26 protein-coding genes are annotated in these 23,661 nt (G+C 66.6%); 2 read left to right on the forward strand and 24 right to left on the reverse strand.

The features are described 5' to 3' along the window. Complete coding sequence (locus DEJ21_RS00705; protein WP_027466885.1) at window positions 1–654, reverse strand: hypothetical protein; 654 nt, start codon at window positions 652–654, stop codon at window positions 1–3. Window positions 655–830: 176 nt separating this feature from the next. Here DEJ21_RS00705 and DEJ21_RS00710 point away from each other — a divergent pair, with 176 nt between their 5' ends. After that, complete coding sequence (locus DEJ21_RS00710) at window positions 831–1,277, forward strand: MarR family winged helix-turn-helix transcriptional regulator (RefSeq protein WP_111223403.1); 447 nt, start codon at window positions 831–833, stop codon at window positions 1,275–1,277. 23 nt (window positions 1,278–1,300) lie between these two features. On the opposite strand, the gene DEJ21_RS00715 is transcribed toward DEJ21_RS00710, so the two are convergent. The 4 genes from DEJ21_RS00715 to DEJ21_RS00730 all read right to left on the reverse strand — a co-directional run bounded on the left by DEJ21_RS00715 (window position 1,301) and on the right by DEJ21_RS00730 (window position 3,838). Beyond that, window positions 1,301–2,269 carry an NAD-dependent epimerase/dehydratase family protein gene (locus DEJ21_RS00715; protein WP_111223404.1) on the reverse strand — a complete coding sequence of 323 codons (969 nt, stop codon included), beginning with the start codon at window positions 2,267–2,269 and terminating at the stop codon, window positions 1,301–1,303. Continuing rightward, complete coding sequence (locus DEJ21_RS00720; RefSeq protein WP_228516464.1) at window positions 2,269–2,829, reverse strand: MOSC domain-containing protein; 561 nt, start codon at window positions 2,827–2,829, stop codon at window positions 2,269–2,271. Before DEJ21_RS00720 ends, DEJ21_RS00715 begins: the two co-directional genes overlap by 1 nt. 71 nt (window positions 2,830–2,900) lie before the next feature. Next, window positions 2,901–3,320 (reverse strand): MauE/DoxX family redox-associated membrane protein, encoded by a 420-nt coding sequence (locus tag DEJ21_RS00725; protein ID WP_027466888.1) that lies wholly within the window; start codon window positions 3,318–3,320, stop codon window positions 2,901–2,903. 53 nt (window positions 3,321–3,373) lie between these two features. Further along, window positions 3,374–3,838: a hypothetical protein gene (locus DEJ21_RS00730; RefSeq protein WP_146247665.1), complete on the reverse strand. Its 465-nt coding sequence runs from the start codon at window positions 3,836–3,838 to the stop codon at window positions 3,374–3,376. Window positions 3,839–3,913: 75 nt separating this feature from the next. Here DEJ21_RS00730 and DEJ21_RS00735 point away from each other — a divergent pair, with 75 nt between their 5' ends. Continuing rightward, a complete protein-coding gene (locus DEJ21_RS00735; protein ID WP_181435741.1) occupies window positions 3,914–5,356 on the forward strand; it encodes a glycosyltransferase family 39 protein in 1,443 nt (480 codons plus the stop codon). 447 nt (window positions 5,357–5,803) lie between these two features. On the opposite strand, the gene DEJ21_RS00740 is transcribed toward DEJ21_RS00735, so the two are convergent. The 19 genes from DEJ21_RS00740 to DEJ21_RS00825 all read right to left on the reverse strand — a co-directional run bounded on the left by DEJ21_RS00740 (window position 5,804) and on the right by DEJ21_RS00825 (window position 23,563). Next, the gene (locus DEJ21_RS00740) at window positions 5,804–6,733 is read right to left on the reverse strand and encodes a hypothetical protein (protein ID WP_111223407.1); all 930 of its coding nucleotides are present in this window, start codon (window positions 6,731–6,733) and stop codon (window positions 5,804–5,806) included. Then, entirely contained in the window at window positions 6,730–7,452 is a 723-nt protein-coding gene (locus DEJ21_RS00745) for an HNH endonuclease (RefSeq protein ID WP_181435742.1), read from the reverse strand. The genes DEJ21_RS00740 and DEJ21_RS00745 overlap by 4 nt, the downstream gene beginning before the upstream one ends. A 298-nt stretch (window positions 7,453–7,750) precedes the next feature. Then, the gene (locus DEJ21_RS17890) at window positions 7,751–8,068 is read right to left on the reverse strand and encodes a hypothetical protein (RefSeq protein WP_146247666.1); all 318 of its coding nucleotides are present in this window, start codon (window positions 8,066–8,068) and stop codon (window positions 7,751–7,753) included. Between the two features lie 330 nt (window positions 8,069–8,398). Beyond that, window positions 8,399–8,941, reverse strand: coding sequence for a hypothetical protein (locus tag DEJ21_RS17895; protein ID WP_146247667.1), 543 nt, complete (start codon window positions 8,939–8,941; stop codon window positions 8,399–8,401). Between the two features lie 447 nt (window positions 8,942–9,388). After that, window positions 9,389–10,360: a hypothetical protein gene (locus tag DEJ21_RS00750; protein ID WP_111223409.1), complete on the reverse strand. Its 972-nt coding sequence runs from the start codon at window positions 10,358–10,360 to the stop codon at window positions 9,389–9,391. Between the two features lie 546 nt (window positions 10,361–10,906). Next, window positions 10,907–12,343: a ThiF family adenylyltransferase gene (locus DEJ21_RS00755; RefSeq protein ID WP_181435743.1), complete on the reverse strand. Its 1,437-nt coding sequence runs from the start codon at window positions 12,341–12,343 to the stop codon at window positions 10,907–10,909. Further along, window positions 12,340–12,741, reverse strand: a complete 402-nt coding sequence (locus DEJ21_RS00760) for a hypothetical protein (RefSeq protein WP_220036533.1) — start codon at window positions 12,739–12,741, stop codon at window positions 12,340–12,342. Before DEJ21_RS00760 ends, DEJ21_RS00755 begins: the two co-directional genes overlap by 4 nt. Then, entirely contained in the window at window positions 12,738–13,385 is a 648-nt protein-coding gene (locus DEJ21_RS00765; RefSeq protein WP_111223411.1) for a multiubiquitin domain-containing protein, read from the reverse strand. The genes DEJ21_RS00760 and DEJ21_RS00765 overlap by 4 nt, the downstream gene beginning before the upstream one ends. A gap of 91 nt (window positions 13,386–13,476) precedes the next feature. Continuing rightward, window positions 13,477–14,511 carry an ImmA/IrrE family metallo-endopeptidase gene (locus tag DEJ21_RS18440; protein WP_220036534.1) on the reverse strand — a complete coding sequence of 345 codons (1,035 nt, stop codon included), beginning with the start codon at window positions 14,509–14,511 and terminating at the stop codon, window positions 13,477–13,479. A gap of 1 nt (window position 14,512) precedes the next feature. After that, window positions 14,513–15,382: a hypothetical protein gene (locus DEJ21_RS00780; protein WP_220036535.1), complete on the reverse strand. Its 870-nt coding sequence runs from the start codon at window positions 15,380–15,382 to the stop codon at window positions 14,513–14,515. Window positions 15,383–15,422: 40 nt separating this feature from the next. After that, window positions 15,423–16,394: a hypothetical protein gene (locus tag DEJ21_RS18445; RefSeq protein WP_220036536.1), complete on the reverse strand. Its 972-nt coding sequence runs from the start codon at window positions 16,392–16,394 to the stop codon at window positions 15,423–15,425. Between the two features lie 159 nt (window positions 16,395–16,553). Beyond that, a complete protein-coding gene (locus DEJ21_RS00790) occupies window positions 16,554–17,435 on the reverse strand; it encodes a hypothetical protein (RefSeq protein ID WP_146247668.1) in 882 nt (293 codons plus the stop codon). Between the two features lie 112 nt (window positions 17,436–17,547). After that, window positions 17,548–18,072: a DUF6932 family protein gene (locus DEJ21_RS00795; protein WP_146247669.1), complete on the reverse strand. Its 525-nt coding sequence runs from the start codon at window positions 18,070–18,072 to the stop codon at window positions 17,548–17,550. 173 nt (window positions 18,073–18,245) lie between these two features. Then, window positions 18,246–19,610 (reverse strand): replicative DNA helicase, encoded by a 1,365-nt coding sequence (gene dnaB / locus DEJ21_RS00800; RefSeq protein WP_031260130.1) that lies wholly within the window; start codon window positions 19,608–19,610, stop codon window positions 18,246–18,248. Window positions 19,611–20,179: 569 nt separating this feature from the next. Next, entirely contained in the window at window positions 20,180–20,632 is a 453-nt protein-coding gene (gene rplI, locus DEJ21_RS00805; protein WP_027466901.1) for a 50S ribosomal protein L9, read from the reverse strand. Window positions 20,633–20,646: 14 nt separating this feature from the next. Further along, entirely contained in the window at window positions 20,647–20,904 is a 258-nt protein-coding gene (gene rpsR / locus DEJ21_RS00810) for a 30S ribosomal protein S18 (RefSeq protein ID WP_017887834.1), read from the reverse strand. Between the two features lie 50 nt (window positions 20,905–20,954). After that, window positions 20,955–21,524, reverse strand: coding sequence for a single-stranded DNA-binding protein (locus DEJ21_RS00815; RefSeq protein ID WP_027466902.1), 570 nt, complete (start codon window positions 21,522–21,524; stop codon window positions 20,955–20,957). A 3-nt stretch (window positions 21,525–21,527) separates the two neighbouring features. Then, the gene (rpsF, locus tag DEJ21_RS00820; protein ID WP_027466903.1) at window positions 21,528–21,911 is read right to left on the reverse strand and encodes a 30S ribosomal protein S6; all 384 of its coding nucleotides are present in this window, start codon (window positions 21,909–21,911) and stop codon (window positions 21,528–21,530) included. Window positions 21,912–22,123: 212 nt separating this feature from the next. Then, window positions 22,124–23,563: a CCA tRNA nucleotidyltransferase gene (locus tag DEJ21_RS00825; protein WP_111223565.1), complete on the reverse strand. Its 1,440-nt coding sequence runs from the start codon at window positions 23,561–23,563 to the stop codon at window positions 22,124–22,126. Between the last annotated feature and the right edge of the window lie 98 nt (window positions 23,564–23,661).

Below are 23,661 nucleotides of genomic sequence, written 5' to 3' on the forward strand. Positions count from 1 at the left end.
TCAGGCCGTGAAGGTCCAGGTCATCGGGACCGAGGCGGCGAGGCCCTGGTAGGTGTTGCCGGCCGAGGAGTCGAGGGTCACCGCGAAGTTGAACGGGACGCTCGCGCCGGCGGCCGGGGCCTGCGGCATCGTGAAGGCCGACGCCGCCGCACCCTTGAAGCTGGCGAGGGTGCCGCTGAACACGGTGGTGGAGCCGGAGGTGACGACGAGGTTCATCTTGGCGCAGAGGTCGGTCGCGGTGCCGTTGGCCGAACCGTTGGCCGACTGGGTGCACGTGGCGCCCGGGTTCAGCGTGAAGGTGCTGGCGTTCGCGGTGCCGGTGTTCTTGATCGAGATCGCGGTGTTGACCGTGTTGCCCGGGGTCATCGTCGTGCTGCCGCCGAACTTGTTGATCGTCGAGCAGGTCGCCGAGTTCGTCGAGACCGAGCCGCCGTCGGTGCTGAGGCAGGTGACGGTCGCGCCGGCGTTCTGCTCCTGCATGATCAGCGTGCCGCTGCCGGCGGTGTTGCTGCTGTTGGTGATGCTCGCGGCGAACCCGGAGAGGGTGCCGGTGAGCGAGAGGGAGAGCAGGACGGCGGCGAAGATACCCGCGAGGAGCGCCACGGGGGCGAAGCGGATCCGCTTCAGTGCGGAGGTGCGGAGCTTGGTGGACACGGGGTACCTCTTCGTTCGGTGGTGGTTGCAGGAAGTCGGGGGGAGCAAGACCTTCGGGCTGTTTTGCTTCAATGGTTAAGATAGTCAGCGATTCACCAAGTTGACCACTCGTATACTTGCCCCAGTACGGGGGACGCCTCTTGTCCCCCCGGTACCCGACACGGAAGAGGGCCCTCGTGGCAGCAACACGCAACGACGACGACGCGGCCGATCTCATGGCCGCGTTCACCGCCGTCGTGCGTGCGAACGCGAGCCTGGTGAGTCAGCTGAGCGCTCGTGCGGGCGTGCACGAGAACGCGTTGCGAGCGCTCGTGCTCATCAGTGACACCGGGTACTCCACGCCGACCGAGGTCGCCGGGTACCTGGGGCTGACCTCGGGCGCGGTGACGAACATGATCGACCGGATGAGCACCGCCGGCCTGCTCGAACGCGCACCGAACCCGGCCGATCGCCGAGGCTCACTGCTGCGGCTGCTGCCCCCGGGCCATGTCGTCGTGTCGGACTACCAGGAGCGGTACGCAGCGATGCTCCGGGCCGTCGACGGGGCGCACAAGGGCGAACTGCACGAGGTGCTCAACGACCTCGCGACGAGTCTGTACGAGCAGGCTGCCGCCGCGTCCTGACCTCGCTCGTGCGGACCGCGCGTCTACCTGGTGGGGATCGCCCGTTCCTCGGTCGCGATGAGGCCGGCACGGCGTTCCCGATCCGTCCCGCGGGCGCGCTCGTCCTCGAGCACGCGCACGACGGTGTCCCGGAGGGGTCGGGTCACTCCGCCGGCGTCCGTGAACGCCACCGCGGAGCGCTGTGCGAACCCGGCCTCCGACACCGGGATCCACAGGGGGAGTGATCGCGGTCCGGCCCAGTAGGCCACGTCGTGTGCAAGCAGGACGTCGTCGTCGACCGTGACCAGCTCGTCGTCGAAGCCGGTGACCTCGGCCACGCAGCGGAAGAACTCCTGCATCGGCACCGGAGCGCCCACGGCGTTGACCGTGCCGACGAACCCCTCGCGCCCGGCACGGACGATCCAAGCGGCGAGGTCCGCAACGTCGATCACCTGGACGAACCGCTCCGCCGTCGTCGGCACCAGCACCGGCCCACCACGGTCGAAGCGTGCCGGCCAGTACCCGAACCGGTCACTCGGGTCGCCAGGGCCGACGATCAGCCCCGGGCGTGCGATGAGCAGCCGTGACCCGAGCCGGAGCCGCGTCATGCGCTCGGCGAGGACCTTCGCGTCGGCGTACTCGGACGGGTCCTTCGGCTCCACCAGCCGGGCGGACTCGTCGGCGCCCGGTTCGTCGTTGTCCGCGTACACCGAGACCGTGGACACCAGGGTCCAGTGCGCGGCCCGGTCGGCGAGGGCGTCGAGCGCCGGGGCGACGAGTTCGGGGGCGCTTGCGAGCTCGATGACCTCGTCCCAGTTCCCGGTGGCCTGTTCGTACGCGCCGGCCAGGGCTCGATCCGCCTGGACGAAGCGCGCTCCCTCGGGGACGCTGCCGGTGGTGCCCCGGGCGATGCAGGTGACGTCGGTGCCCTCGGACAGCAGCTCGTCGACGATCGTTCGCCCGAGCCAACCGGTGCCGCCGAGTACCAGGACGCGTCGCACGCGCTCGGCCATCAGACTGGCTGGAGGGGTCGTCGTTCGCCGTCGGGGAGCTCGACCCGGATGCGATCGCCCGGCCGGACCGTGCCACCGGTGAGCACGACGCTCATCACCCCACCCTTGCGCTCGACCGTGCCGTCCTCGGCACGCCCCAACACCGCGCGGAGCAGCCCCGGCTCGAAGCCGTTGATCTGCTGGCACGGGTTCCGCAGGCCGGTGACCTGCACGGAGGCGTCATCGCCGAGGTGCAGCACTGCTCCCTCGGGCAGCCCGAGCAGGTCGATGCCACTGGTCGTGACGTTCTCGCCCATCTGTCCCGGTTCGACGCTGAACCCGGCTTCGGCGACCTCGTCGAACAGCTCGGCGTGCAGCAGGTGGACCTGGCGCAGGTTCGGCTGGGAGGGGTCACGAGCGACCCGGGAGCGGTGCTGCACGGTCGTGCCGGCGTGGGCATCCCCCTCGATGCCCCACCCCGCCACGAGCGTCACCGCGTCGACCAACGGCTTGCTGAACCGGTGCTCGCCGTCCTTGCTCACCGCGACCACGCGCGGCTGATCCATGTCGTCCCCGCTCATGGGGCCGATTCTGCCCCATGGTCACGGTCGCGCGGGTGCAGCGTCGGTCAGTGGCGCTCGCGCGGGCCGGTTCAGCGGCGCTTGCGCAGCGCGTTCGTCGCCCACAGCGAGACAGCGATGAGCACGGGCTGGAACAGCAGGCGGACGAAGCGCTTGGTGTCGGTGTCCAGGCCGAACCCGTCACGGTGGTGCATCCACTGCGCGATGTTGCCGGGGAAGACCGCGAGGAAGAACACCGCGACGACCCACCCGACGGTCACCTGACGCCGAGCCAGGAGCATCAGCGCAGCCCCGAGGGAGATCTCCACCACACCGGAGGCGATCACCGTGACGTCCGTCGGCAGCGGCACGAACTTCGGCACCTGCGCCTGGAACTCCTCGCGGGCCACCGTCAGGTGACTGATGCCGGCCCAGGTGAGCATCGCACCGAACAGGATGCGGACGATGGTCCGGGGGCGGGTGGAGCGGACTGCGGGGGTGCGGGTTGCCATCGGGGAGGTGCCTTTCACGGTCGTGGTGGGGTTCGGTGGAGTGGGGGGCGAGGTCAGCGGCTGCGGAGGACGCGGCGTCGGCGTGCGGCCTCGAACGTGATCGCGGCAGCGGCGGAACCGAGCGTGAGGATCCGCGCGACCGGACGGCCGCGGGTCGAGGTGAGCAGCCGCAGCACGCCGGCGAGTGTGAGTGCGGCAGCACCGCCGGTCGTGCTCGTCACCGAGCCGTCTTCGCGGTCGATCACGAGCCGGGTCCCACCGAGGGCCGTCGCCGCGACGGCGGAGCCGGTGCCGACCAGGTCGCTCCCCGGGGCACGGCGGACCGCTGCGGTGGCGAGTCCGAGCCCGGCCAGGACTTCCAGGGCAGGGATGCCGAGTGCGTGTGGGACGCCCGGCTCGAATCCACGTCGCTGCATCTGCTGGGCTCGAGCGCGCAGCGGGGTGCGGCGAACCGTGGCGATGCCGTGCCCGGCGAGCAGGCCGCCGGTGACGAGGCCGATCCAGCTGGTGAGTTTCACGTTGCGCTCCATTAGGTTGTGCACAACCTAACACGTCGATGCCGAAGACGGTCGGAGGGCCAGTAAGTTCGTCTGGTGCCATCACGAGTGTCCGGGTTCGCCGGCGACCTCCGTCTCCGCGTGACGATCGCCTCCCTCGTCGTGATCGCCGCGCTCTACCAGTGCTTCTGGAACCTGGCCGGCTCGAACATCACCGGCGACGAGAACATCTACCTGCAGAGCGGGTGGCAGTACGTCCACGGCGACTTCACCGCGAACCGCGAACACCCGCCGACGGCCAAGTACCTGTTCGGGCTCGTGCAGCTCCTCACCGGGCAGGGTCCGATCGGCCCGCGGGTCCTCGTCGGCGTGCTCACCTTCGCGGTCGGCGTGGTCCTCTACCTGTGGCTGCGTCGCGAGATCGGGTACTGGGGTGCCCTGCTGGCGGCGTCGCTGTGGTGGCTGACCCCGCGTGGTGGTGCGGGTGCCCGGGTCGACCGGCTCGCCCTGCTCGACCCGGTGATGATGGCCTTCGCCGTGTTCGCGATCGTCGCCGCGTGGTGGTGGATCCGCAGCGAGCGGGCCTGGTGGCTCGCTCCCGTGTCCGGCGTGCTCATGGCCGCCTCGGTCACGTCCAAGCTGTCGACCATCGTGCTGCTCCCGGCGTTCCTGCTGCTCCCGGTCCTGTTCAAGGCCTGGCGGAAGGGCCTCGTCGGCGGCGCGCTGTGGGTCGCCGCCTTCACGGTGACGTTCGTCGCCCTGTACGTCCCGATGGGCATCCGTTCGGCGATCCAGTACATGGTCGCGTTCCAGGAGGGGCAGAACACCAACGGGCACCCGATCACGATCGACGGGCAGATCTACACGTTCGCACCGTGGTGGGCGAGCTTCCGGTTCTTGCTCGACGGCACCGGCAAGGGGATGCTCGTCGTCCTCGCGATCGGTGTGCTCGCTGCCCTGGTGGTGCAGGCGGACCGCCTGGTCGCGTACGTCGGCGCATCCCTGGTGCTGCTCGTCGGGTTCTACGTCGTCGTCGCGAAGATCGCGCTGCCGACCTACTACACCGCGTGGATGCCGTTCCTGCTGGTCCTCGCCGCCATCGGCTTCGCACGCCTCGCCACCGTCCCCCCGAGGGCCCTGACCGTCCCGGTCGTGCTGGTCCTCGTCGCGACGCTCGTCGTCCCCTCGTTCCGGGTGAGTCAGGCCGTCGCGCGGGCGCACCCGACCGGGATCGCGCTGTTGCCCGGGTACCTCGAGGAACACGATGTGCCCGACGGTCGGATCCTGTTCGTGTCGGCGACTCCCACGCTCTTCCAGCCGTACGTCGGCGACCACGGCACCAACCGACTCGACCGTGGCCCCTACGTCGCCATCGTCGTCGGACGCGACCAGCGGCTCCCCGCACCGGAGGCCGTGACCACGCTGCTGCAGGATGACGCCTCGTCCTTCACCACGGGCAGGCTCGACGGCCTGCGCGTGTGGGTCCCGAAGGACGGCCGCATCCGCGAGGACAACGGGGCCCTCACGATCGCCCGCTAGTCGATGCGACGTCGGCGAGGCGTCGCGCGCTGTGAGCGTCGACGCAAGGTGTCGCATCGGTGCCTGCGGACAAGGGGCTTGCAGACGTGGTGTCGCGGCCGTTTTGCAGCGTTTGCTGTCGCGTGCCGAAAAGCCCAGGCCGCGGGCGGAATGAATGACAGATCTGCCGGGAGGTCTCGAAGAGCTGCGGCCCTTATCCCGATCCCGACCGTGCGCAGTCGGCACGTCGTTACCTCGGGATCGTAGGTGGGCGGTGAACCGAGCCACGGACAACGTTGATGGAAGAGGAGGCTTCCGAACGGTGTCACCCACGCGCATGACGCTCGCGGAAGCGTCGCCGCGAGCCAGCGGAACCTCATCGTCGACCATAGGAAAAGGGTTGCACGACGTGTCCGTTAGCCGATCCGCATGAGACCACCGGCAGGACGTCAAACATCTAGTGACGGGTCAGGAGTTCCGGCTCAAGCCCGTGTCGACGAACCAGAGCCAACTGGTGAGATGCGCCGCTCCGATCACCGAGTTGATTCGGGAGTACTGCCTGCGTGAGACCCCGTGCGCTGCCGCATGACGGTTGAACGTCGCAGGGATCGGTTCGCCGTCGTCGGGGAAGTACGGCCGGTAGATGCCTTGGAGCTGCGCGAACGCGAAGAACTGACGCGATGTGAACGTGTCCGGATCCTTGCGCTTCTTCGGTGAGGCTGAAGTCACCTCTGTGCGCAGGCTCGTCGACATCCAGCGTCGCGTAGTCGTGTCCAGGGTGTTCGCCACGAACGCCTGGGCAAGCTCATGATGACCTTCTCGGATTCCGTCGATCGCCTTCTGCGCGAGCGTGGCGAACGGGGCAACCTCCGACGAGGACACCTTCTGCAGAACAGCTTCGCAGTCGGTCAGGATCGTCTTCCAGCGTCGACCGAAGACGACCCGTCGCGCGGAGGCTGAGCCGGCGGCGTGCAACGCGTCGATCGTCGTCGCACGAGGCACCCACGCAATCGGTAGGCCTTCCTCGAGCATCCAGGCCTTCATCTCGGCAATGGTGATGTCTGCCTCGGCATCGAGGATGTTCACGGGGTAGATGCCCCGTGCCATGTCCTCCCACGAAGGCAGATTCGCCAGGATTGAACCGAGCGCGCTCGACGTCAGTCCCGGCACGACGAGGCTGGAGAAGCTCGTCGTGACGTTACGAATCAGCTCCTGGGCGATCGACGAGCTCGCGATCGTGGCCGCCCAGTCCGTCTTCGGCGTGTACCACGAAGGGTTCGCGAGGAGGCCGGGCTGCAGATCGAACGTGTATTTCGGCACGATGCTGCCGAATTGTGCGCCGATCTTCGAGAGATCGCCGAACCAGCCAGCACCATCGAAGCCGCTTGGCGGACTCATCGCTCGTCTGCTCGTTTGCTGGCGCGCAGACCCTTTAGAGCACTCCCGAAGCGAGCTCGCGCCGCCTCCGCAACGAGACCGTCAGCGCCGAAGAAGAAGTGCTCGCGCCTGAGATTGCACCACCGATGCGTCGCGCGAAGGTTGTCCAGCTCGTCGCCTCCGCCCTCGGTCACGCGAACGATGTGGTCGACAGCCGGCGCGAGGTCTTCGAACGATCGCGCGTCGCGGTCGATCGGGATGGCGCAGATCTGGCACACCCAAGCGTCGCGCTCGAGCACGATCGGCCGGTTCCTCGCGAACTCCGGTGTCACCTCGCGCGCCTTCGACGGGGGAGCGAGGCCCATCCGTGGCTGGGCATCGCCTCGATCCCGGCTACACCGCGAACATCCGCAACCGACCGGCCGTCCCGACTCATCGATGATCCCGCGGCGGCAGTCCTCGTGCTCAGCCGCGAACGCGGTCGAGAGTGTTTCCCATTCGCCCGTGACATGCGCGACGAACCGCTCATCGAGGTCCATCGCGATCTGGGTGCGGCATCCGTAGCAGCACCCCGTGCGTGCCGTCGAGTAGAGCAGACGGCACTCGCTCGTGCAGTACTTCCGATTCCGCAGATGCGTCGGGTACTCAACACCGCAACCGCCGCAGCGGAACGCGGCCAGTGGTCGATCCGCGTCGAGGGGGCGAGGCATCGGGCTCCGATCATCGAGGTAGCTCGTCACGAACATATCGTGAGTGAGCGCCGCGTCACGGATGAGAGGGCGTGACGTTTGGTGGCGTCAGGCGCCCTTGAAGTACACCGACGCCGTCGCACTTACCGAAGCCCGAATGAGCCAGGTTCCTCCGGAGACGGCAGAGGTCGGCACTGTTGCGCACCCAACCGTGAACCGGGCCTAACGCGAGAGCGAATCAGTCACTGAAGGGCGCGGCAAGATGTCCGGATCACCATCGTCTATCGAACACGCTCAACAGCGCCGCAAACGGCCGAGTGCTGGTTAGTGCCCGACCAGCCGAGAGGCATCACTGCAACAGGGACTGCACCGCGTTCCACAGATCGAACTGCTTACCGCCCGCGAGGAGCGCGCCAGCTTTCTTGTAACGGTAGTTGGTCGCGCCAGGCATGCCTGCGCCGAGCAAGCGGACACTGCCGACTAGGTGACCATCATCGGCGAGCGTCACCTTCCGGTCTGAGGGAGATCCGGCTGGTGGGCCTTCGCAGGTGACCACGTAACGGTGTCCCGTGTCGGTCTCAACTTCGAACTGCTGTACGTGGTCGAGGTCGGCGTCACGGTCCTGAGTTCGGCCGTGCACTGTCACCGATTTGATGTTCGCTTGCACTGCTCGAGCTTCCTCGCTCTTCGAGGCGGCTGACCTGCTAAGGATCGGCTATCGAGACGACCGGCGACAGCTCCTTAGGCGCACCCTGGTCGGCGTTCGCATCGGCCGCACTATCGCGGGTGTCCGCGTTGCCGGTCGGGCCTCGGCCGGGGAGAATGCCTGAACTTCAGGCTGCCTAGGCACACGTGAGGATGAGAGGCCGTCGGCATGGCGACGAGATCCGACCGCCTCGACGACTCTCCGCCGCTCCTACCAGTACGTGATAGCTCAGCTGCGCGCCGAAGCACGTGGCCCAACCTCCGTTCATCCCTTGACCCACCGGGCCGTGGCTCAGACGCGTCTGATGATCCAGCTCCCCGTACGACCCCCGTGGAATACGCTGTACTCTTTACCTTCACGCGTCGCAATGATTCGAGCCCGATTGCGTTCCTGGCCCTTCCGGGGCGCGACATCTACGTACACTATGTCCTTTAGCGGGATATCCGGGTACTTCCGCCGTAGGGCCTTGACGTAGTCCTCGTGCTCAGACAGCGCAGTTTTGAGGGCAGGACCGCTCATCGTCGAACCCACTGTCGCGACGACCCCCTCAGTCGCGTCCTCCGCGTCCTCTTCATCCTGTGACGCGTCAATCGCCGTCTTCGCATTTGCAGTGCTTACGAGATAAATCGTTAGCGCGAGCAAAGTCCCCCAGATCCCCCACCCAAGGGCAACGACATCGAATACTGAACGACCCCACTCCAGAACGCGGGTTATCCCTACAGCTAGACCGGCCGCCACCACACCGGTGAGTGTGACCACCAGCGGACGTAGTGTGATCGCCCATCGGATTGAACCGCTGTAGACGACCGGGTTTTCGGGATCGTGACTCCTCATCGAAGCAGCATATAGGCGAGTCGGGCTCAAACCTCGTCGCGAGGTGTCCAGCCCCCCCGGATGGGGGCCCATCCTGCTCGTCAAGCGCGACCGGCCGACTCGTGACTCCTGGCCTGGATCCATCGACATCAGGCCTCGATCCGCTTGGTGTTAAAGGCTTGCGGAAGTCTCTGGTCACGATGCGCTCATCACGCTCCTTCGCGCGACGTCAACGGACCGCCAACCTCCTTGACGGAGATCACGGCGTCGCAGACCCGATCAGAGAGGTGCCGCATGCTCGTAGCGTCACGGCATCGAGTACCGCGTGCGTGCTCGACCGGTGACTGCCGGTTCTGAAGCTTGAATCCCGGGAGCTCCCTCGCTCTGATCGGATTCCGCCCGCGTCGGGACTGTCCGAGTCACCATGCGCAGGCTACTCATTCTCGAAGTCACAATCCTTCACGCGTCTCAATAGACGGTGAACTCACTGCCGTCGGGCTCGGAAGTCGCCATCCGGCGGTAAACACCGTGCTCCGCCAGAAAATCGATCATGACTTGGACGGCCCGAACAGCCTCGAGATCGCTGGGTGCCAAACCTCGGTGCGCAGCATTGTTACGCAACTCATTTAAAGAGCGAAGACGCTCATACGTCACCTGCAGCGTTAGCCCTGAGTCTTCTGCAATCGAGATGAAGGTCCCGAAGCTCGGTTTCCGGTCAAGCCGTTTCTGCTGCTTCGGCGGCAAAGTGGAGCGCAGGCTTCCGACGTGGCGCGTCAAGGCGATCTCTACCGCCGTAGTAGCGTCGATGATCGCTCGACGATTCGCGCCTCGACGTTGCGCAGCACGGGCATCGCGGCTAAGCAGCTCTTCCAACGGAGGTTCTTTCCCCTCCCCGACGGCCTTCAGCAGCGCTTCCCACTCTCGTTCTTGGACTGGCCGAATGTGCGGGGTGGTGATCCTCAACCCAAGGGCGTTTTGATGCGGTGGTTCGATAAAGGTAAGCCCCGAGCCCACCGCTTCTGCGTCGAGTACGCGGTGTTTAGGGTCGAGATCCTGGCCGGTAAGGACCTCCACCCAACTGCGAACACTGCCGAACCACCAGTCGACACCCTCCGCAAGCTGCTGATCCACTGTCCGCCAGGGCAGGTCATCGTCATTTGGGCCCTTAACATTCAGCAGCGCGATGCGCACCAGCGCCGTGGCTGGCTTCAAGGACTCAGGGATGAAAGCACCGTACTCCTGCGTCCAGGTTAAGCCCTCCGCCTCCTCTGACAAGTCCGAGATGGCGGGCGGTGCGCCGTCTGGCTCATGATCTTTCGGCATCGCAACGTCGAATTCGAGGCCACCAACACCCGATTCGTAGGTCCGACTCAACGTTGCCGCCGCGACCCAGATCGGTACAGGTAGCTCATAGATCGCCGTGACGTTAACTTCAGTCACTGCCCCTCACGCTCTCGCCCAAAGACGGACGGTTCTGTGGCTCATAAGTTTCTGCGATCCAGCCCGGCTTGCTCCGGCGCAGGACCAGAGAGTCTGAAACCCAGGATTGGGTAGACGATATCCGTTCATCTCGGTGCCGACGGCTCTAGGGCGACACGAGGAGACGAGAGGTTTGAATCGGAGTTCCTACCGAACGTTCGACCCCTCCTTGAAGGCCCGCCGGCTCGCAACGACCTGCTCGCTCCTCGCAACTCTGTTGACCCGCTCTGTGCGGACCGCTTCGAGAGGCGTCGAAGGCGCTCGCGCAGCGAACGGCGGTTTGCGGAACGAGGACATGCGATCTCCTAGAGCGACGGCGAGCAGCCGACAGGCGCCTCACGAGCTTCCTACACAGCAAGCTCTCCTCTGAGCCTAGGAGATGCCGAACCGACCTCCGTTCGATGCTTGGTGGAGGAACGGTCGCGAAGACGGGGCCGACGGTGGCCGGTAGGGGAGGGACTGAAGGCTGCCAATCATCTCCTCGACTTAACTGTCGACATGCGGCAGTCAAGATGCCGACGTGGGTCTGGCCAGGATCGGCACTGCGTCCCCGAGAGCAAATCGGCTGGGGCCGCAATGTGGGCACGCTGGCTCGGCGACGGTTTCGAATTCCACGGTCTCGTCGGTCCGAGGGTTGTACGACACCCAGTGGTCAGGGGTCACGTCCGGTTCGGTGAGGCCGCCGATGCTCATGAGCCAGTCATCGACCGCACGGGATGCGGCGACGGCGTTCAGCGTGATCACGCTTGGAGCGTGCACGTCGTCGTCGTCGACGTATCGCTGGCGGCGTCGTTGGATGTCGCTGGTGGCTTCCTCGGTGAGCCGCGAGGCGGGAATGAGCCCGTTGCAGCGCAGGCATCCGCTGCCCGGGCTGCTCATCCGTGAGACGGAGAAGATGTCACTGACGTGTCCGTTGCTGGTGGACACCTTCGAACCGATCTGGGTGTTGGGGATCAGGTACTGGTGGGTGATGGAGTTCACGAGGCGGCGTGCGAGCGCGGAGTCGGCCGCGAGGAAGATGTGGTCGCAGTCGGTTAAAGCGACGGCGACGTCGGCTTCGAGTACGGAGCGTGGGATCGTCGTGATCCGGGACGCCGGGGACGCTTCCCTGGCCACGCGTGCGGCGATGCGTACTTTCTGCGTCGACCATCGGGCCGCCGCAGCGACGGCCCAGCGCGGCGCCCATGCCGGGAGGAGCGTTGCCGGGAGATCCCGTCGGCGCGCGCCAACGACACGGGGCACGTTCGAGGTGTCCAGACGGTCCGGATCGATCAGGAGGATCTCGCCGACACCGAGCCTGGCGAGGTATTCGCTGACGAGCGATCCCGCTCCACCGACACCGACGACGGCAACCCGGGACGCAGCGAGGATCGCTTGGCCGCGGTCACCGAAGATCCGCGCTTGCCGGTCGTAGGCCGGGTCGGCGACTGCGATCGGTGTCGGCTCGGCGGTGAGATCGTGTTGCGGGCGTCCGACAACACGAAGATGGGTGAGCTCGTGACGGCGGCCGTCGGCGGTCCAGATGTCACCGGTGACCGCGTCCCTGGCGAACACGAGCGCCCCCACGGGCGGGCCATTGTTGATGCCGAGCAGCGCCGGGTACCCACGCTCGTGCGATGCCATGTCTGTGTTGGAGAAACCCACGCGGTCGGTGCCACCGTGGTTGTGGACGGCGAGGTAGGCCAGCCCTTCCTCGGCGCACGCGTCGATGTTTTCGGCTGCGAACGCGGCGGTGAGCTTGCGGTAGCCGCGGTCGCCGGGGATGTAGTCCGTGCCGTCGACCGCCGGGACGACGGTACGGACGAGCAGCCGGTTCCCGCGGCTGCTCGTCGCGATGCCGCACCGCAGTACGGCGCCGTGTTCGTCGCCGTCCCCGGGGAACAGATGCGTGTGAAGCTCCTGCCAGTGCTTCTCGGTCATCACGACCGACCATGCGTTGTTCATTCGGTCTCCAGCCAACGCAGTACCTTCAGGACCTTGGTCGCGGCGGTGTCTACGGCCGGGTTCAGCCGGTTGCTGCGACGAGACAGCTGTGTGCCCGGCTCACCGTGTGGACCCCACGTGACGTTCTGGAACGCGATCCCGTGCGCAGCGCCGTCTCGTCGGTGTAGATCCGGTCGGATGAACAGCGGGTACACGTCCGCCTCGGGGTAGGGGTAGGTGATCTGAAACGCGATCCAGGAGCGCTCTTCCTGGTAGGCCGGGCCCAGCGATACAGGATCGATACGCACCCACGCGCCGCCCTGGCCGTCGCTTTCGAAGGTGACCTTCGCGTCCAGGAAGGTCTGTTCCAGCTCGTCGATCGCGTCGAGGATCGCCCTGCTGATGGTGACCTCGTTCACGAGTTGTCGTCCCCGTCGAGCGCACGGAACTCGTCGCCGGCGTGGACGTGGAGGCGCTGGTCATCGCTGACGGTGCGGTACTTCTTGCCGTCCTTGATGGACAGGAGGAAGTCCGGCTGGATCGGCACACCCTGCGCGATCGCGGCCGCCTTGATCGACGCCCCGGTCTGTCGTGCTCCTCGCACCGTGACCGGGGCACGGTTCACGATGACGGGGATGTCGTGCATCGGGAGCGGGCTGGTGAAGAACCGGTCTCCCGCAGCGACCGGAACAATCTCGCCGGCACCGATGGGGTCATCGAGGGCGTCGGGGATGTCTCGCCAGATGCCGTGATCTTCGGGGACGGACGGTGTGGGAAGGTCACGCAGCTGCTGCTCCGTCAGGGACGCTGAGCGCACCTCGTAGGGAACCTTGTCGATGAAGATCGTGCGAGGACGATCCGTGAAGAACCGCATGCCGTCGGTCACGGCGAGGGTCTCCGCGTTGGCGACGGAGTGGTCCTGCGCGTCGGGGACGTCGAGCCAGATGTGCTCGGCCGGCGGGGCGATCAGGTTCCGCAGCTCCTCCCCGGTGAGGTGGCGCTGGTGGATGTGGATCTGCTCGCCGTCGATGACGACGCTGGTCGTGTGCTGGGATGAGGCCACGGTGGGCTCCTCGTTTCTGTCCGCTGTGAGGAGGCGGTTGCCTGCTCACTGGTCAGAGACGGGACAGTCCCGAGATCGTCCAGCAGAGATGTCAGCTCAAGCAGTCGGCGCAGATCATGGACCCGGCCGGGAACTGCGCAGACGCCTTCTCGAGGAAGCACTCATTGCAGGTGCGCAGCGCCGCAGCCGTGCACCCGCAGTGCCCTGCGGGGCAGCGCGGGTGCCCGCACCGACGACAGGTGAATGCGATTGTGAAGCGGGCGCCGCAGTGTTCGCACTCTTCCCACCGGTCGATGGTTCGTTCCGATGTGCCGTCGCGGGGCGGCGAGTACGACAACCAGGATGCGCCGTACTCCACCTGGACGAGGAAGAGGTGATCTCCGGACCATGCTGCGTGGCCGTAGAGGCGGTTCGATGAGTGGCCGGTTCGGTACCAAATCTGCGCATCGTCTCGGGTGACCGCTCGAGTGGGGTCGTCAGCGTCCAACGCGGCGCGCACCAAAGGGTTCTGCCGCTGGTCGCTTCCACGTGCAGGCGGGAACAGACCGCCACGTGCTGCGGCGAAGCTCACGGTACCCGTGCCATCAACAACGGCGACGACGCCGGGCGACTGCAGCGCCCCGGCCAGTCGAACGCAGATCGCCGCCCGTGACGCGTTCGACGAGTCGAACAGCTCGACCGCGCCGACCGCGGTGGGGCCGCGGCGCGGCGTGTGCAGCACCACCAGGTCCGCGGGAAGAAGGATCCGCGCCGCGAACGCGTCGCAGCAGGCGTCCTCGAACTCCTCGGGGTGAGCGTGCTCAACCACGGTCGTGCCGAGGCACACATCAGTTTTCTGCAGGTGATGACCGAGCTCGTGGAGGGCGGTGAACTGCTGCCGGCGCCTCGACATCGACTCGGTCACGAGCAATGTCGGCGGCTCCCATCGGTACCCGCCGGCGACGGAGCAGCCTTGCGTGTAGTCGCGTGGCACGAACTCTGGCACGACGGTGATTGTCAGATCTGTTCGCTGCCGCAGCTCCCGCATCGCGTCGAGCGTGAGTGCTTCGACGTCGCCGCCGCGAGCGTGCCACACCGCGAGCATCGCGTCCACCTGTGCGGGGACCGCGTCGAAGGTGCGTGGCACGTCATCGGCTCCGCAGGTTGCGAACGGTTTCCAACCGTTGCCGCCACAACTCCCGGCCGGACCCGGTTTGACGGGCGGCGAGCTGGAACGCCTCGTAGCCCAACTGCGCTCGTGCTGCAGTCTCGTCACCATCAACGGCGCTCGCCCGAATCATCGGCCGCCAACGTGGTTCTTGCAGTTCTCGATCGAGCTCCCTAGGCAACGGCAGTCGCAACGCTTCGATGGCAGTCTCAGTGACTCCCACCGCGGCAGCGAGCGCTCGGGTTTCATCGGCGGTGAGCTGTTCTTTGCCTAGGCGGATGGCCATCGCTCTGGGTTGTGACACTCGCAGGACCTGCATGATCGTTGGCAGTGCGATCGCTGAGATGTCAGCGGGTGGTTGCGAGTCGTCTCGGACGGTCAGCCGGGGTGCCTCCCGCAGTGTTTCCAATGCGTCGAGGAGCTCGTCAGTTCCTAGCGCGGACCCGGATCCAGGCGAAGGATCGGCGTGCGCACGATGCACTCCGCCGGCAGTATCGAGGAGCGTCTCAGGTTGCTGAGCCGTGCGGAGGACGCTCAGCAGCGTCGGCGGCAACGTGGCAATGATGGCGTCGAGTGCAGCGAACGGGACCCAGGCCGCTTCAGTCGGCCAAACACCGATTGCGCCGCCGACGGGGGTCCTCTCGGCATCGATGATGACGGCGCGGCTGTCGGCGACATTGGGTTCGAGTGTGGCGGGGTAGGCCCAGGCGAGCGCACCGTCGTCGTCAACCTGATCGATGACAAGCATCGCGCTGATGTCGCGCCAATCCGCTTGCCGCAGCTGGCCTGATTCCACACTGTCCGTTTGGCTGCTGCCGCGCAACACACGTTCCCGTAGCTTCGGGCTCACGGGGAACTGCTTCGCGAGCGCAAACCAGCGCTCTGCTGCCTCAGATGGCACGGGTGTCCTCCAGGTCGTCAGACGGTGAAGACGGGACAGCTCCATCTTCGTCCAGCACGAGGCCAATCATGCTCTTCAGCGCCGCCATTCCGCGCTCGTCATCGCCAGCGAGCTCGATCAGCCGCGCCTGCAGCTGTGCCTTCGCGGAGTACGCGCTACTCCGCCCAACCCCGAGGGCTCGAGCGAGTGCGGTCATGTCCTCGCTGTGCCGGATGACAAGCCGTTCCTTATCTGTCAGCAGCCGCAGGAGCGTCTCTCCGCGGATTGCCTCGCGGATTCGGTCAGCTGCTACCTGGACGGCGTCCGGGTCGGCAGGGGCCTCGTCTAGGCCAGCATCATCTGATTGCACGGCCGAGAGATGCGCGTCGCCGCTGAGCATCACGGATGGGAATCGGTCCGCGCAGATCCGGGTGATGTCGCTCACGCTCAGCCGCCCAGCAACGTGCAGCAGCCGTCGTATGAGCTCTTCCAGCTGTCCGGCCCGGCCGAGCGTGACCGCCCCGCCCCCTGTGGGGAAGGTGACGTCGACACGTGCAGCGAGGGCAGTCGCACGCAGCTGGGCGTGAGTGTGTGGGCGATCGGCGTCCTCTCCGCTCGCTTCGCGCCAGTAGTGCGCCACGGCAGATGGCGCGAACAGTGGAGAGCGTTCTAGGCGTTTCTCCAGTCGGTTGCGCAGCGCTCCCCAGGGGTGTTGCCGGACACGGTCAACAAGCCATCGTTCGGCCCATTTTCGGGTCAGACGGGTTGCGGCCGCGTCGTTGGGTGCTGCGGTGACGGCGTCGACATAGCCGGGGTTCTTGTCCGCGAAGAACTGGTTGACGAGATCACTGATCTCGTCAGGCGGAACTAGTCCCGGGAAGCGGGGCACTTGGGCGGTGAATACGGCGGCCATCATCTTGAGCGCCGCTACACCAAGGTGTCCCAGCGCGGCCGCTTCGTCGCGGATGATTGTCGTTTCCATTCGTCCAACTCGGGTTAGTACCAGTGGGATGGGGCGAGTTCAGCGCTGACGAGATAGGCGCGTCACCCGCCCTGACGCCTCACTCCGGCTGAGAAGCCGCGGTCGATGAGTGAGCCTAAGCATCGGCGCCGGCTGCGCGAGTCGATCCACCTTGTTCTATCAAACCGGTCTGTCGGCGATGGGCAGGTCGAGCTCCGCGTCCGCAACAGTTGGATAGATCGCTTCAAGCACGTAACTGCGGCGGCCTTCATCGACACCCCGTCCGATGGCGGTATAGATGGTGAACCGTGCTTCCACTCGGCGGTCTTCGACGGTCGCTAGTTGTGCAACGCGCTGCTCGAGGTCGGACGATTCGAAACTCGCGGCAAAAGTACGCGCGCGATCATCTGCCGCGAAGAACATGAGTCCCTTGTCCCACCGGTGACCCGTGATCGCTCCAGACGTGTTCCATTGCGTTCGGTGTACGTCTTGGACAGCGAGCTGTTCCGCGAGGTGTTTCGCGCCGCGGCTCGTGAGAGATACCCCGTGAGAGCCCAGCCCTTGCTTTTGGAAGCGGCCGGTGATCTGCCAGTCCCTCGCGGCCACCTGCTCGGCGACCTTGCGTAACTGAGTCCGGGCTCGGAACGGGATCGACTGAATGATGCCATCGAGGGCCGCGCTGTCGGGTTCAGGTTCGGCGTTGCTGAACACGTTTGCGATGGCCCACAGCGAATCCGAGTACACGTCGCTCTCGGTCCACACGCGATCATCGGTCACGCCCGCTGTCAGCGGCGTGTGTCGTTCATCAGCGCGTTCGTGTGGCATCGGTGCAATGAAAGTGGCGCGGACCGACCCTGGCCCCGGAGCGATACGGAGCGGAGCACTCATCGCTCCGAGCCGAAGCATGCTCTTGGCGTACTCCTTCGACGCGTCCGCCATCGACGTGACGAACACCCCGAACGACTTGGCGTTCGTGGCATGATCGCGCACGTCGCCCCCGTCAAGATGCAGTTCTAGTTCGGCCGCATCAGGCGCCAACTCCTCTTCAGCGACGAGCTGCAAAGACGGAGTGTCAACGGCCGAGGACAGGAGCGCTCCGACCAGGAGGTCGCTGTCAGCATCGGCGCGAGCTTCGCGTAACGCCGCTCGAAAGAGCTCTTCGAGAGACTTCTCATCACCGTCCGGCATTCGGATTCATCACCTCCACGTAACCTTTGCGCTCCCCGTCGAGGGAAGTCTTCCCTGGACCGGTGACGTTCGACCACATCCGATCCCAGTACGCGAGCAGCGCTGGCTTGTCCGCGGGGGCGGGGTACGCGTCGATGAGGCCGCCCATCACTGCCGCCTTCTCGAGGGTGACAGATTCGCCGGACACCACCGCAGTCAGGTTCGACATCGTGAACAGCGGCGCGCGAACCACTGCGCTCAAGCCGCCGGGAGGGGTTGGTCGGTCGTATACGACGACCACGTCGGCGTCCTCCGGTGCAGCCCAGGGCTTGTGTGTGACGAAGCCGCCGTCGATCCGCAACCGCGCCGAGGGGAGTGCATCCCAGACGAGCGCCGCGTACAACGAGAGCGCGTCGAACACCCGTTGCCGACGCTCGCGGAACGGCGCCTCGACCACGAATCGTTGATGCAGCTCATCAAGCGTCGCCGGGTACGGATGGGTCGCGGGCGGCAGAAAGCCGCGGTCGTCCAACGCCGGAAGCACAGTCCCCCTCTTGAGCGGTTCGTTGGCCCAGTGTAGAGCTGAGGAAGACTTTGCGAACGTCCTCGTCCGGGGGTACGTCGTCCGGCTGCAAAGTGGGTTTGCCTGATCGGTTCGCGCTGCATCGCGACACATTGCGACGACAGTCACACGCGCCCTCGCGCCTACTGCGGCATGTCGACGAACCGCGAGAACATCCCGTGGAACGCCACGGTGATGGTGTCCGTCGGTCCGTTACGGTGCTTCGCCACGATCAGGTCCGCCTCACCCTGACGCGGGTTGTCCTTCTCGTACGCCGACTCGCGGTGCAGCAGGATGACCATGTCGGCGTCCTGCTCGATGGAACCGGACTCACGGAGGTCGGAGATCGCCGGCTTCTTGTCGGCACGCTGCTCCGGACCACGGTTCAGCTGCGACAGGGCGATGACGGGCACCTGGAGCTCCTTGGCCATCAGCTTCAGCGCACGCGAGAACTCGGAGACCTCTTGCTGGCGGCTCTCGACCTTCTTGCCCGAGGTCATCAGCTGCAGGTAGTCGATGACCACGAGCTTCAGGTTGTGCTGCTGCTTGAGTCGACGGCACTTGGCGCGGATCTCGACGAGCGTCATGTTGGGGGAGTCGTCGATGAAGAACGGGGCGTCGTTGATGCGACCGCGGGTCTGCGCGATGGTGGTCCAGTCGCGGGAGTCCACGGTGCCCTTGCGCATGTTCTGCAGCGGCACGCTGGTCTCGGCGGAGAGCAGACGCATCGCGATCTCGGCGCGACCCATCTCGAGCGAGAAGAAGGCGGCGGTCTGGTCGTGCTTGATCGCGGCGGCGCGGCACAGGTCGAGCGCCAGGGTCGACTTACCGAGGGCCGGTCGGGCGGCGACGATGATGAGCTGTCCGGGGTGGAAGCCGTTTGTCAGGCCGTCGAGCTGCGCGAACCCGGTCGGCACGCCGGTCATCTGGCCGTCGCGGCCCTTGGCGGCCTCGATCTCGTCGAGCGCGGCGGAGATGGCGTCGGTCAGCGGGACGTAGTCCTCGGTCTGCACACCACCGGCGACGTTGTAGACCTCGGCCTGCGCACTGTTGACGAGGTCGGTGACCTCACCCTCGGACGCGTAGCCCATCTGGACGATGCGGGTGCCGGCGTCCACCAGGCGGCGGAGCACCGCCTTCTCGGCGACGATGCCGGCGTAGTAGCCGGCGTTCGCGGCCGTCGGCACCATGCTCGTGACGCTGTGCAGGTACTCGGCGCCGCCGGCGCGGGACAGCAGCCCGGTCTTGGTCAGCTCGTCGGTGACGGCGATGACGTCGGTGGGTTCACCGTGCGAGTAGAGCGACAGGATCGCGTCGAAGATGACCTCGTGCTTGGGGACGTAGAAGTCCACGCCACGGGCGGTCTCGATGACGTCGGCGACGGCGTCCTTCGACAGGAGCATGCCACCGATGGTCGACTGCTCCGCAAGCATGTCGTGCGGCGGGGTGCGTTCCATACCGCGCTCCGCGTAGTCCTGCGGTGCGGGCTCAAGATGTGCGATCGACACACGCTCTCCTCTGTTGACGACACGGACCTGGATCGGCGGGACAGCACCCACCGGCCGGAACCCGCACCCCTGTTTCTACCCCCGGCAACCGACATCCCCGAGTCGCTGGGCCAACGTACGGCCCCAGAGTTATCCCCAACAAACGGCCCTGTGGATAACTCTGTGGAGAGCCTGCGGAACACGCCGGAGCGCTGTGTGGAGAACTGTGGACGGGTCTGTGGAAAAAGACCCGTACGAACACACTTTCGACCACTTGACCTGGGCTTTTCTGCTACACACGGTGTGTGGAAAAGTGGGGTTCAAGTACCCCTTGAAGGTTCCGATTTGACACGTTTCCACTGTGTAAAACGACTTGACAAGGACCCCTCCTGTGGGAAGAGTTCTCGGCCTGTTCCCAGCCAGCGCGACCCCGTCTGAAGCGTAACCAGCCAGCCCGAGTCGAGCCGCGCCTCCAGGCCCGTGACCATGTCGGCGACAGCCGTGGGACAAGCCGCGCGACCGCCCCCGGAACGCAACGACGGGCGGGCCTCCCGGAGGAGACCCGCCCGTCGTGGAGCGGAACGTCCGTGCTACTTGGCAGCGACGACCTTGAGCGAGATCACGGCAGTGATGTCCTCGCGCAGGCGCACGGTGGCCTCGTGGTCACCGACGGTCTTGATGGTCGCGGGGACCTCGACCTTGCGCTTGTCGAGCGAGCCGACGCCCTGCGCCTGGACGGCGTCAGCGACGTCGCCCGGACGGACGGAGCCGAACAGACGACCGTCCTTGCCGGCCTTGACCGACAGGGTGATGGTCGCGTTCTCGAGCTTCATCTTGAGGTCCTGTGCCTCTTCGATGGTGGCGAGCTCGCGCGCGGTACGCGCGGCACGGATCGACTCGACCTGCTTCTCGCCGCCCTTGGACCACGCGACAGCGAAGCCCTGGGGGATGAGGTAGTTGCGGGCGTAGCCGTTCTTGACGTCGACGACGTCACCAGCGGAACCGAGGCCGGAGACCTCGTGGGTGAGGATGAGCTTCGACATGTGTCGACCTCCGATCAGCGGCCGGAGCCGGCGTAGGGGAGGAGCGCCATCTCACGGGCGTTCTTCACGGCACGGGCGATGAGGCGCTGCTCCTGGACGGAGACGCCGGTGATGCGACGGGCGCGGATCTTTCCACGCTCCGAGATGAACTTGCGAAGGGTCGCAACGTCCTTGTAGTCGATGACGCCGACCTTGATCGACTTCGCGGGAGCAGCGTTCTTGCCGCCCTTGCCGCGAGGCTTCCGGCGGTCGCCGGTGCTCTTTCCAGCCATAGTGATTTGTCCTTAGAAGAAAAGTTGTGTGTCCGTCGGAACGCTGAGGATCAGAACGGGGTCTCGTCGTCGAAGTTGCCGCCGGGGGTGCTCCACACGTCGTTCGACTGTGCGTTGCCGCCACCCTGCTGGCCGCCCTGGGGAGACCAGGGCGCGTCCGACTGACCGCCACCGTTGTTGTTCCAGTTGCCGCCGCCGTTGCCCGCGGGGGCGCTGGCGCCGCCGCCGACCTGGCCACGACCGCCGCCACTGCCACCCGCTGCACGGGTGATCTGTGCGGTCGCGTAGCGGAGCGACGGGCCGATCTCGTCGACCTCGAGCTCGATGCTCGTGCGCTGCTGGCCCTCACGGTCCTGGTAGGAACGCTGACGCAGACGACCCTGCGCGATGACGCGCGAGCCCTTCGTCAGCGACCCCGCCACGTGCTCGGCGAACTCGCGCCACACACTCGCGCGGAGGAACAGCGCGTCGCCGTCCTTCCACTCGTTCGCCTGACGGTCGAACGTGCGAGGAGTCGACGCGATGGTGAAGTTCGCCACGGCGAGCCCGTTCTGCGTGTAGCGCAGCTCGGGGTCCGCGGTGAGGTTGCCCACCACCGTGATGACGGTTTCGCCGGCCACGGGTTACTCGGCGCTCGCGGTCGCGGTTGCGGAGGCGTTGGCGGCCTTGCGGGCCGCGCGAGCCTCGTCACGCTGCTTCTGGGCGGCGACCTGCGCGATGCCCTCTTCAGCGCGGAGGACCTTCGTGCGGAGCACGGCCTCGGAGAGACCGAGCTGACGGTCGAGCTCCTTGGCGGCCTCGGGCGACGACGTGAAGTCGACGACGGCGTAGATGCCCTCGGACTTCTTCGCGATCTCGTAAGCGAGCCGGCGACGGCCCCAGACGTCCACGTTGTCGACGGTGCCACCCGCGTTGCGGATCACGGCCAGGAACTTGTCCAGGCTGGGAGCGACGGTGCGCTCATCGATCTCGGGGTCGAGGATCGCCATCAGTTCGTACTGGTGCATGCGGAACCCACCTCCTCTGGTCTCAGCGGCCCCGGGCGGTTCCCGGGGCAGGAGGGTTGATGCATGTGCCCCAGACCACGCAGGTGCGCGAGGGGCAACCTGGGTAGCCTACCGGACTGCCTGGAGGCGCGCCACCGGCCTGTGGAGAGCGGTCCCGCCCGCCAGGCGGTCGCGTCTCAGGCGTCGGCGTCGCCTCGGGTGCTGGTGTCGCCTCAGGCGCCGGTGTCGCCTCGGGTGCTCCACCACTCGCGCAGGCGCTCCTCAGCCGTCTCCGGCCCGAGGGGCCCTTCGTCCATCCGGGCCTCGAGCAGGAACCGGTAGGCCTCGCCCACGGCACGCCCCGGCGGGATGTCGAGGATCCGCATGATGTCGTCGCCGGTCAGGTCCGGACGGATCGACTCGAGCTCCTCCTGCTCGGAGAGGGTCTTGATCCGGTCCTCGAGGTCGTCGTAGGCGAACGCCAGCCGATCGGCCTTGCGGCGGTTGCGGGTGGTGACGTCCGAACGGGTGAGCTCGTGCAGCCGTTCGAGCTGGGGTCCGGCGTCACGGACGTAGCGGCGGACGGCGGAGTCGGTCCAGGCGCCCTCGGTGTACCCGAAGAAGCGCAGGTGCAGCTCGATCAGGCGGGACACCGCGGCGATGGTGTCGTTGTCGAAGCGGAGCGCACGGAGTCGCTTCTTCGCCATCTTCGAACCGACCAGGTCGTGGTGGTGGAAGCTCACGGCGCCGCCGGGCTCGAGCTTGCGCGTCGCGGGCTTGCCGATGTCGTGCAGCAGCGCCGCGAGCCGGAGCACGGTGTCCGGGGGGTCGCCGGCGTGCCGCTCGGCCTCGTACCCGATCGCCTGCTCGAGCACGGTGAGGGAGTGCTCGTAGACGTCCTTGTGGTGGTGGTGCTCATCGACCTCGAGCCGCATCTCGGGCAGCTCGGGCAGGAACCGCTCGGCGAGGCCGGTGTCGACGAGCAGCCGGAGGCCGGGGACCGGATCGTCGGTGTTGAGCAGCTTGACGAGCTCGTCGCGGACCCGCTCGGCGGACACGATGTCGATCGACGCGACGAGTTCCTCCATCGCGGCCCGCACGTCGTCGTCGACGGTGAAGCCCAGTTGGGAGGTGAACCGTGCGGCGCGCATCATCCGCAGGGGGTCGTCGCGGAACGAGACGACCGCGGTCTGGGGCGTCCGGAGCCGTGCGGCGAGCAGGTCCTCGACGCCGCCGTGCACGTCGACGAGCTCGCGGCCCGGCAGCCGCAGGGCCATCGCGTTGACGGTGAAGTCGCGCCGGAGCAGGTCGTCCTCGATGGTGTCGCCGAACGCGACCTCGGGCTTGCGGGTCTCGCCGTCGTAGACGTCGCTGCGGTACGTGGTGATCTCGACCTGCTCGCCGGCGACCCGTGCGGCGATGGTGCCGAACTGGCGACCGACGTCCCAGGTGGCACTCGCGATGGGTTCGACGATCCGCAGGATCTCGTCCGGCCGGGCGTCGGTGGTGAAGTCCAGATCGGTCACCGGACGGCCGAGGAACGCGTCGCGGACGGGGCCGCCGACGAGGGCGAGTTCGTGTCCGGCGTCGGCGAAGGCCCGAGCGAGGAGGTCGACGGGCTCGGTGGTGGCGAGTGCGTCGAGTCGTTCGACGGCCTGGGCAACGGACTGCATGACGGTGCTCATCCTCCCAGATCGAGGCCCCGAGTTCTCCACAAGCCGCGCGCGCACGGGACCTGTTCATGGTCGCGCCTCATACACTCGTGCTCGGC

The organism is Curtobacterium sp. MCSS17_006 (genome assembly GCF_003234215.1).
In the GTDB taxonomy this organism is placed as follows: Bacteria; Actinomycetota; Actinomycetes; order Actinomycetales; family Microbacteriaceae; genus Curtobacterium; species Curtobacterium flaccumfaciens.

Coding starts and splice junctions, on each gene's coding strand:
- rpsR (WP_017887834.1), bottom strand. CDS start 20,904: ATGGCTGGAAAGAGCACCGGCGACCGCCGGAAGCCTCGCGGCAAGGGC.
- DEJ21_RS00725 (WP_027466888.1), bottom strand. CDS start 3,320: ATGGCAACCCGCACCCCCGCAGTCCGCTCCACCCGCCCCCGGACCATC.
- DEJ21_RS00755 (WP_181435743.1), bottom strand. CDS start 12,343: ATGAACAACGCATGGTCGGTCGTGATGACCGAGAAGCACTGGCAGGAG.
- DEJ21_RS00720 (WP_228516464.1), bottom strand. CDS start 2,829: ATGAGCGGGGACGACATGGATCAGCCGCGCGTGGTCGCGGTGAGCAAG.
- DEJ21_RS00825 (WP_111223565.1), bottom strand. CDS start 23,563: ATGCAGTCCGTTGCCCAGGCCGTCGAACGACTCGACGCACTCGCCACC.
- DEJ21_RS00740 (WP_111223407.1), bottom strand. CDS start 6,733: ATGAGTCCGCCAAGCGGCTTCGATGGTGCTGGCTGGTTCGGCGATCTC.
- rpsF (WP_027466903.1), bottom strand. CDS start 21,911: ATGCACCAGTACGAACTGATGGCGATCCTCGACCCCGAGATCGATGAG.
- DEJ21_RS18445 (WP_220036536.1), bottom strand. CDS start 16,394: ATGGAAACGACAATCATCCGCGACGAAGCGGCCGCGCTGGGACACCTT.
- rplI (WP_027466901.1), bottom strand. CDS start 20,632: ATGTCGAAGCTCATCCTCACCCACGAGGTCTCCGGCCTCGGTTCCGCT.
- DEJ21_RS00715 (WP_111223404.1), bottom strand. CDS start 2,269: ATGGCCGAGCGCGTGCGACGCGTCCTGGTACTCGGCGGCACCGGTTGG.
- DEJ21_RS17895 (WP_146247667.1), bottom strand. CDS start 8,941: ATGAGGAGTCACGATCCCGAAAACCCGGTCGTCTACAGCGGTTCAATC.